The following is a 6,920-nucleotide window of genomic DNA, read 5'->3' on the forward strand; positions in this document are numbered from 1 at the left end:
CGGATCAACGTGCGCTCATAGCTCAGTTGGTAGAGCAAGTGACTCTTAATCACTGGGTCCTGGGTTCGAGTCCCCGTGAGCGCACCATTTTTTTGCCTTGACTTCCCCCCGGGTACGCGTCCAGCGCCGCGAAGCATATCTCTACAGCTTGGACCGCGCTCTTGTTCAGCGCGGTCAGCGCCGCAAAGCATATCTCTACGGCTTTGACCGCGCACGGGAACCTAAGCGCGGTCAGCGCCGCGAGCGCATGTGAGAGGACTGCTTTGCGTTCCGCAAAGCAGCAAGGAGCGATTGCGACGCAGTCGAACGGAGTCGAGCGGAGCCGCTCCGGCGATTGAGGAGTTGGCGGGCGAAGCCCGACAAGTAAGGCCCGCAGGGCCGCATGCGGATAAGTATCAACCCGGCTCAGACTTCTCACGGGCGAAGAGGTCTGGAGGGCGTCAGGCCCTCCAGCTCCTTTCAAATTGTTTTCTCCGACGGCCGAACATTCCCCTTCTCCAAAGCGGATTTCCAGAAGTCCAAAATTCCAGCAAGAGTATCTCTTCACCGGCCACAGACCGATCGTTCTTGAAAACAGGCAGAAATGCCTGTCTCCGTCTTTCCTATGCCTGCGGCCTGTTATTTTACATTTCGGATAAGTCTGCGCAAAACGACAATATTGGCGACCAATCCGAAACCGAATCCCAACACCCAGACACAGCAGACAGCGCCCCGCATTGCCAGCTGTTTTACCGTTCTATGGGAAACGATTCCGTTCCATTCCGGATCCCCGCAAAACAGATCGTATATCCCCCAGAGAAGACCCGCTGCCGTTAACAACGCCAGAAACAAGGCGGAACAGCACAGCCCAAGAAGACTCAGAAAATAGAATAGTTTTCTGACCAATTTCATTGCATCCCCCCGGTCATTTCCGCCATACGAAAAAACAGAGAAGAACCAATCGGCACGCCCTCGATCGATCAAACCGGCCGGCCGGGAAGAGAAGAGAAAGATACTAGTTTTCCGGGAATTTCAACGCCCGGAGACGCCAGATGTTCCGCAACGCTTCGCGGAAGATCGCACCGCTCATTTTGGAAGTTCCCGCCTTGCGGTCGGGGAAGAGTATCGGGAACTCAACAATCCGGCAACCGTGACGGTATGCGCGGTATTTCATCTCCACCTGAAAGGAATAACCACGCGAAATAATCGAATCCAGATCGATCGCCTCCAGCGCGGATTTGCGCCACATGTTGAATCCGCCGGTCAGATCGGCAATCGGGCAGCGCAGCAGCGTGCGCGCGTAGAGCGAACCGCCGCGCGAAATCAGCTTCCGCAACAGCGACCAGTTCTCCACGCCGCCGCCGGGAACGTTCCTGGAACCGATCACCACGTCGTATTCGGCGATCTTTGCAAACATTTCCGGCAGGTATTCCGGCTTGTGCGAGAAGTCGGCGTCCATCTCCAGAAAGGCGTCGAAACCACGCTCCAGCCCCCAGCGGAATCCGGTGATGTAGGCGGAAGCCAGCCCCCCCTTCCCTTCCCGTCGGAGAATGTGGAGCCGCTCCGGGAATTTCGTCTCGATCATCCCCGCCACCAGATCGCCGGTGCCGTCCGGCGAACCGTCGTCCACCACCAGCACGGAAAAATCTTGGCGCGGCAGGGCCTCGAACACCGCCGGAACCAGCCGGGTGATGTTCTCCGCCTCGTTGTAGGTGGGAATCACGATCAACGCATTCATTCAAACCATTCCCGGAACCGCCTCATCCCTAAGCAGGAAAACCCGGCGGAATTTGGCATGTTCAGAGTTCCACCGCCTTGCCCTGATCCTTGAGCTTGATCCGGTATTCCGTGTAGAACCGGTTGCCCCAGCCGGCCAGGCGGCCCTCGTGAAACACCAGCGGCAGACACTCGTCCTCGGTAACCAGACCGTCGTGCCAGATGGTGTTGATGTAGTAAAACCAGACATCGGGCGTGCAGTAGCTTTCATCCGAAACCGGTTCGCCCATGATCTCCAGAACTTCGGATTTCGTCATGCCGACCCGGAGATTTTTGGCATTGTCCACATTCCGCTCAATTTCCTTCCACGGAGCAGAACATCCCGCCGCGGCAAACAGCACGGCCAAGACAGCCATACCGCCGAACGCCTTCCGGAAGAAATTCCTCATTGCACACCCCTTTTTGATTCAACGATGGCCGACGGCATCTGCAAAACAGATTCCATCGGCCATCTCTCGAAAACCTTACTCCGCCGGGGAGAACTCATCCTTGCCGGCGCCGCACTCCGGGCAGACCCAGTCCGCCGGAAGATCTTCGAACGCGGTCCCGGGCTGGACGCCGTTGTCCGGATCGCCCTTCGCCGGGTCATAGACGTAACCGCAGACGTCGCACACATACTTCTTCATGGTTGCACTCTCCTTTTCACTTGGTTGTGGATTCCGCCACACTGGCGAGCAACGCCCGCCCCAGTGCGGCTCCGCTTTCAAACGCTTTCTCCAGATCGGCTTCCGTCGGCATGTACTTGACCTGGAACATCGGAACCGGCTGCGGAATGTTCATCGCCTCCAGTTCGGCGGCGATCTGCTTGGCGCCCTCGCCGCTCCAGCCGAACGAGCCGAACGCAAGACCGAGCTTGTTCTTCGGCCGCAGCCCCTTGATGTAGGTCAGCACATCCGCCATCGCCGGGAACATCTGATTGTTCATCGTCGGCGCACCGAAGGCGAGCGCACCGGAACGCGCCACCTCGGTCATGATCGCGCTGCGGTCGTTCACCGCCAGATCCGCCACCTCGACCGTTACGCCGGTCGAACGGATTCCGTCGGCAATCGCATTCGCCAGTTTTTCCGTCGAATGCCACATTGTCGAATAGGCAACCAACGCCCGCGGCGCCGGCTTCTGCTCGGCGCAGTCGCGGTAGAGATCGAGGATCCAGCCGAGATTTTTCCGCCACAGCGGCCCGTGGTCCGGCGCGATGACCGCGATATCGAGATTCAGCCCCGGCAGCGCGTTCAGCAGATCGAGCACCTTCGCCGACTGCACGTTGAGAATGTTCGCGAAGTACTTGCGCCCCTCATAGTCGAGCACAAACTCCGGATACTCGTCCGCCCAGAGTTTGCTCCCGGCCAGATGCATGCCGAACGCATCCTGCGAAAAGAGCATCTTCGCCGTATCCAGATAGGTCACCATGCTGTCCGGCCAGTGAAGCATTTTGGTCTCAATAAAGGAGAAGGTCCCTTTACCGAGCTTCACGGATTCACCGGTCTTGACCACGGTAAGGTCGAGGTCCGCTCCGTAATAGGCCCGCAGAGCCTTTTCCCCGAGCGGGGAAGCGAACACCTTCTCCGGGTGAATCGCCTCAATCGCGGAGACGATCGCGCCGGAATGGTCCGGTTCGGCATGGTTCGAAATGATGTAGTCGATCTTCTCCGGATCGATCACCGAACGGATACGGGCGAGCATCTCATTGAAAAACGGCGCTTTGACCGTATCGATCAGCGTCACCTTCTCGTCGATCACCAGAAAAGCGTTGTAGGTCGAACCGCGACCGGTCTGATAGCCGTGAAAGTTCCGCACATTCCAGTCGACTGCGCCGACCCAGTAGACATTTTCGGCGATCTGTTCCGCCTTGAACACTTCCTTCATGATTCCTCCCTCAAAAAAACAGTACCGGGAACGGAATGTTCCCCGCCGCCGCAGCGGTGGTAAAATATAACGCCGGAATCTGTTGCTGACAACCGATTCCGGCGCAGAATCCGAATTTTTTTGCTTACTTTTTCCAGAGACCGTGCTTGTTGCAGTAAGCGCGGATCACCAGACCCGGCTGCATCGGCACGTAGAAGGCCGCCTGCGGCGCCTCTCCGGGACGAAGCTGGTAACGGTTCACGTACGAGCCGTTGATCACTTCGATCCACTCGATGTAGTGGTCCGGCTCCATCGGGTGGGGAATCTCACCGACTTTGACCAGAATGCCGTTCTCCTGGGCGCTCACGACCGGAACGTGCTTCTCCTTCGCTCCGTCGGTGGTGTTCTCCTTCATCAGGCGCATCGTCTGGCCGCAGCAGGACGGCGGGCAGGCACCCGCGTTGATCACTTCGACCTGAAGACCGCAGAGGTCGCACTTGTAGATTTCCATGGTTTGGGTGCTCATTTTTTCCTCCTCATTTGTTTTTGCAGTTGCGGCACACGCCGCAGAGTTCCAAGTAAAACGAATCACATCCGAGCGACGGCAACAGACTCCGGATGGCAGAATCCACCTCGCCGAGTTCACTGCCGGTCACATCGCTCACCGCGCCGCAAATTCGACAGCGCATGTGGTGATGCGGCGAAAGATCTCCGTCAAACCGTTTCTGCCGGCCGGCAGTCTCCAGTTTGCGGATCATCCCCGCCTGAGACATCTGCTCCAGATTCCGATACACCGTCCCGAGACTGATCTGCGGCATCCTCACGCGAAGTGCGGCGTAAAGTTCATCCGCGGTGGGATGACTCTTTACAGAACGCAACTCGGCCAGGATGGCGTCACGCTGTACGGTTTTGTTCATTGCTGAATCGGCTCCGAATTTCTGTTTTTAGTAATCATTCTATATAACAATATACTCCTGTCGGACCGGCTTTCAAGTTGTTTTTCCGGAAAGTTGTCAAATTTCCCGGATATGAGGGTTTGATTCCGGAAAGAATCCGGTTATATTACTCCTTACGAATACCGCAACATCAACCGCCGGAGACGGCAACCACCGGGGAGACGGGAAAATGATCCGGAGCGACGAAGCAAAGAGCCTCGAAACAGAACTCAACAGCAACGATGCCGCCATCCGGCGCCGGGCGGTGGATAAATTCGCCGAACTCTGCCGGAACGGCGAAATCGAGTGCACTCCGGAAAATTTTGACCACAACATGCACTGCCACACCTGCTATTCCTATAACGGGTATGGCTACTCCCCGAGCTACATCGCCTGCCTGGCCAAAAGGAACGGCTGGTTCGCCGCCGGCATCGTCGACTTCGACGTGCTTGACGCGCTCGATGAATTTCTCTCCGCCGCGGCAAAACTGAACGTCCGCGCCTCCGGCGGCGTCGAAAGCCGGGCATTCATTCAGGAACTCGCCCATGAAGAGATCAACTCTCCCGGCGAACCCGGAATCGCCTACCACCTTGGTCTGGGCTTCTCGGTCTCCGACGTGCCGCCCTCACAGCAACTGTTTCTGCTCGAAATGCGGCGGCAGGCGCACCGCCGGACCCGCGGAATCGCCGCGCTGGTCAACGATTTTCTCGCCCCGGCCGGACTCGATTTCACCGCCGACGCCGTGCGGCTGACCCCCAATGCCAACGTCACCGAGCGGCACCTCTGCCAGGCCTACCGCGAAAAAGCAGAAAAACTTTTCCCGACCTCCGAGGCGCGCTCGGCATTCTGGGCCGCCAAGCTGGGGGTTTCGCCGGAAAAGGCGGCCATGCTGATCGATACTCCGGTCGAACTTGAGGCGGCCATCCGGTCGAAGACCATGAAAAAGGGCGGCGCCGGCTACGTTGCCCCCGACCCGAAGAGCTTTCCGCCCATCGACCGGATGAACACCTTCATCGCCGCCAGTGGCGCGATTCCGACGATCGCCTGGCTGAACGGCTTCTCTTCCGGCGAGAGCGACCCGGGGCAGCTGCTCGATCTCCACATTGCCAAGGGGGCGGCGATGCTCAACATCGTCCCCGACCGCAACTGGAACGTCTCCGACCCGGAAAAACAGAAAAAACTTATCCACGAGCTCGATCGAATCATCGCCGCCTGCAAGGAACGGAATCTGCCGGTGGTCGCCGGTACCGAAATGAACGCCCCCGGCCAGAAACTGGTCGATGATTTCGGCCATCCCGCCCTCGCCCGCCATCTCGAACTCTTCGTGGACGGCGCGGCGCTGCTCTCGGCCCATACGCTGCTCGGCCGCCTCGGCCGCGGCTACCTGAGCGAATGGGCGAAGAACAGCTTTGCCGACACGGCGGCGAAAAATCAATTCTTCGCCCGCTTCGGGCGGCTGGTCACGCCGGAAAAATTCCGTTCGCTCCGCACCTGGCCGGGATCACCGGCAGAGATGCTCGCTCTCGCCGATAAACTGTGACGGAAAAATACGGAACCCGCGGCGCGTCCGCGCATACCACCGGTCGACGGAAAAGTCAAGCCGATATTCGTATTTTTTTTATGAAAAAGATCGTCGCATCGATTTGAATTCTTGCAGACGCAGGGCTAAATTGTGTAATGTTGTGCCCCGGGCGAACCGGAGCAGGGTTGTTAATAAGTTGTTGATAAGTTGTGCATCGAAGATTGTTTTCGGCGTAACTTTCGAAAATACGCAATATTATCGAAAATTACGACCAAAATGACCCGACACTGTCGGTATCGCCGTCTCGATCCGCGTGCGATTTTGAGCGTAAAATCGTTCAAAAGGCCGCATTTTCAAAGAGATGGAAGCGATGGGGGCCGGAGGGGGAAAAATACGGCAAATTCGTCATAAATGGCTGAATTCTCCGCAAGATGCAAAAGATGTTAACAACTTGAGCCGCACGTCGCGAAGGCGTGCAGAGAATCCGGGAGTTTTTCGGAAAAGGGGAAAGCCGGCATATGCCGGCGGTTGAGTCGATTTCAAAACCCGGCCGGCGAAACAGAACGACGGTTTTTGAAATGGACTCAGCAGAAACGGGTGAACAGAGGATGAACGCAACTACATTGAGCGCGGCAGATGTCTGGACCGTGGCCGCGGACCGCCTGAAACAGAAGAATGAACTGCTCTATCGGCAGTGGTTTCAAAATATGACGCCGCTCCGCCTGGAGGAGGACACTCTGACGCTCGGCGTTTCCGACGACTTCTTCGCCAGCATCATCACAGACGAATATGACGATCTGATGACCGAAGCGCTCCAGGGAATCGCCCAGGGAGATTTCCACTACCAGCTGGAACCGGGCCATGTA

General features: G+C 57.5%; 8 protein-coding genes and 1 tRNA gene. 3 read left to right on the plus strand and 6 right to left on the minus strand.

Features of this window, described 5'->3' with window-relative positions:
- The first annotated feature begins 11 nt into the window (after positions 1–11).
- Positions 12–87: transfer RNA gene (locus tag ACMLHG_RS11635), tRNA-Lys, on the plus strand.
- Between the two features lie 907 nt (positions 88–994).
- Here ACMLHG_RS11635 and ACMLHG_RS11640 read toward each other — a convergent pair.
- From ACMLHG_RS11640 to ACMLHG_RS11665, 6 genes are all read right to left on the minus strand, one after another.
- Positions 995–1,717: a polyprenol monophosphomannose synthase gene (locus tag ACMLHG_RS11640; protein ID WP_417170608.1), complete on the minus strand. Its 723-nt coding sequence runs from the start codon at positions 1,715–1,717 to the stop codon at positions 995–997.
- Between the two features lie 61 nt (positions 1,718–1,778).
- Positions 1,779–2,111: a DUF3192 domain-containing protein gene (locus tag ACMLHG_RS11645; protein ID WP_417170609.1), complete on the minus strand. Its 333-nt coding sequence runs from the start codon at positions 2,109–2,111 to the stop codon at positions 1,779–1,781.
- Between the two features lie 108 nt (positions 2,112–2,219).
- Positions 2,220–2,381, minus strand: a complete 162-nt coding sequence (gene rd, locus ACMLHG_RS11650; RefSeq protein WP_294432960.1) for a rubredoxin — start codon at positions 2,379–2,381, stop codon at positions 2,220–2,222.
- A 16-nt stretch (positions 2,382–2,397) separates the two neighbouring features.
- On the minus strand, positions 2,398–3,618 hold the full coding sequence (locus ACMLHG_RS11655; RefSeq protein ID WP_294432962.1) for an FprA family A-type flavoprotein: 1,221 nt from the start codon (positions 3,616–3,618) through the stop codon (positions 2,398–2,400).
- Positions 3,619–3,742: 124 nt separating this feature from the next.
- The gene (locus ACMLHG_RS11660; RefSeq protein WP_294432964.1) at positions 3,743–4,123 is read right to left on the minus strand and encodes a desulfoferrodoxin; all 381 of its coding nucleotides are present in this window, start codon (positions 4,121–4,123) and stop codon (positions 3,743–3,745) included.
- 10 nt (positions 4,124–4,133) lie between these two features.
- Positions 4,134–4,514, minus strand: a complete 381-nt coding sequence (locus ACMLHG_RS11665) for a Fur family transcriptional regulator (RefSeq protein WP_294432966.1) — start codon at positions 4,512–4,514, stop codon at positions 4,134–4,136.
- Positions 4,515–4,722: 208 nt separating this feature from the next.
- Here ACMLHG_RS11665 and ACMLHG_RS11670 point away from each other — a divergent pair, with 208 nt between their 5' ends.
- A complete protein-coding gene (locus ACMLHG_RS11670) occupies positions 4,723–6,072 on the plus strand; it encodes a hypothetical protein (protein ID WP_417170610.1) in 1,350 nt (449 codons plus the stop codon).
- Between the two features lie 590 nt (positions 6,073–6,662).
- Positions 6,663–6,920: DnaA N-terminal domain-containing protein (locus ACMLHG_RS11675; protein WP_417170611.1), on the plus strand; the 258-nt coding region annotated here is incomplete at its 3' end.

Source organism: Victivallis sp., from assembly GCF_048170485.1.
GTDB lineage: Bacteria > Verrucomicrobiota > Lentisphaeria > Victivallales > Victivallaceae > Victivallis.

Excerpts from the sequence above, each read along its gene's own strand:
- ACMLHG_RS11640 (WP_417170608.1), bottom strand. The coding sequence starts at position 1,717 with ATGAATGCGTTGATCGTGATTCCCACCTACAACGAGGCGGAGAACATC.
- ACMLHG_RS11645 (WP_417170609.1), bottom strand. The coding sequence starts at position 2,111 with ATGGCTGTCTTGGCCGTGCTGTTTGCCGCGGCGGGATGTTCTGCTCCG.
- rd (WP_294432960.1), bottom strand. The coding sequence starts at position 2,381 with ATGAAGAAGTATGTGTGCGACGTCTGCGGTTACGTCTATGACCCGGCG.
- ACMLHG_RS11655 (WP_294432962.1), bottom strand. The coding sequence starts at position 3,618 with ATGAAGGAAGTGTTCAAGGCGGAACAGATCGCCGAAAATGTCTACTGG.
- ACMLHG_RS11660 (WP_294432964.1), bottom strand. The coding sequence starts at position 4,123 with ATGAGCACCCAAACCATGGAAATCTACAAGTGCGACCTCTGCGGTCTT.
- ACMLHG_RS11665 (WP_294432966.1), bottom strand. The coding sequence starts at position 4,514 with ATGAACAAAACCGTACAGCGTGACGCCATCCTGGCCGAGTTGCGTTCT.
- ACMLHG_RS11670 (WP_417170610.1), top strand. The coding sequence starts at position 4,723 with ATGATCCGGAGCGACGAAGCAAAGAGCCTCGAAACAGAACTCAACAGC.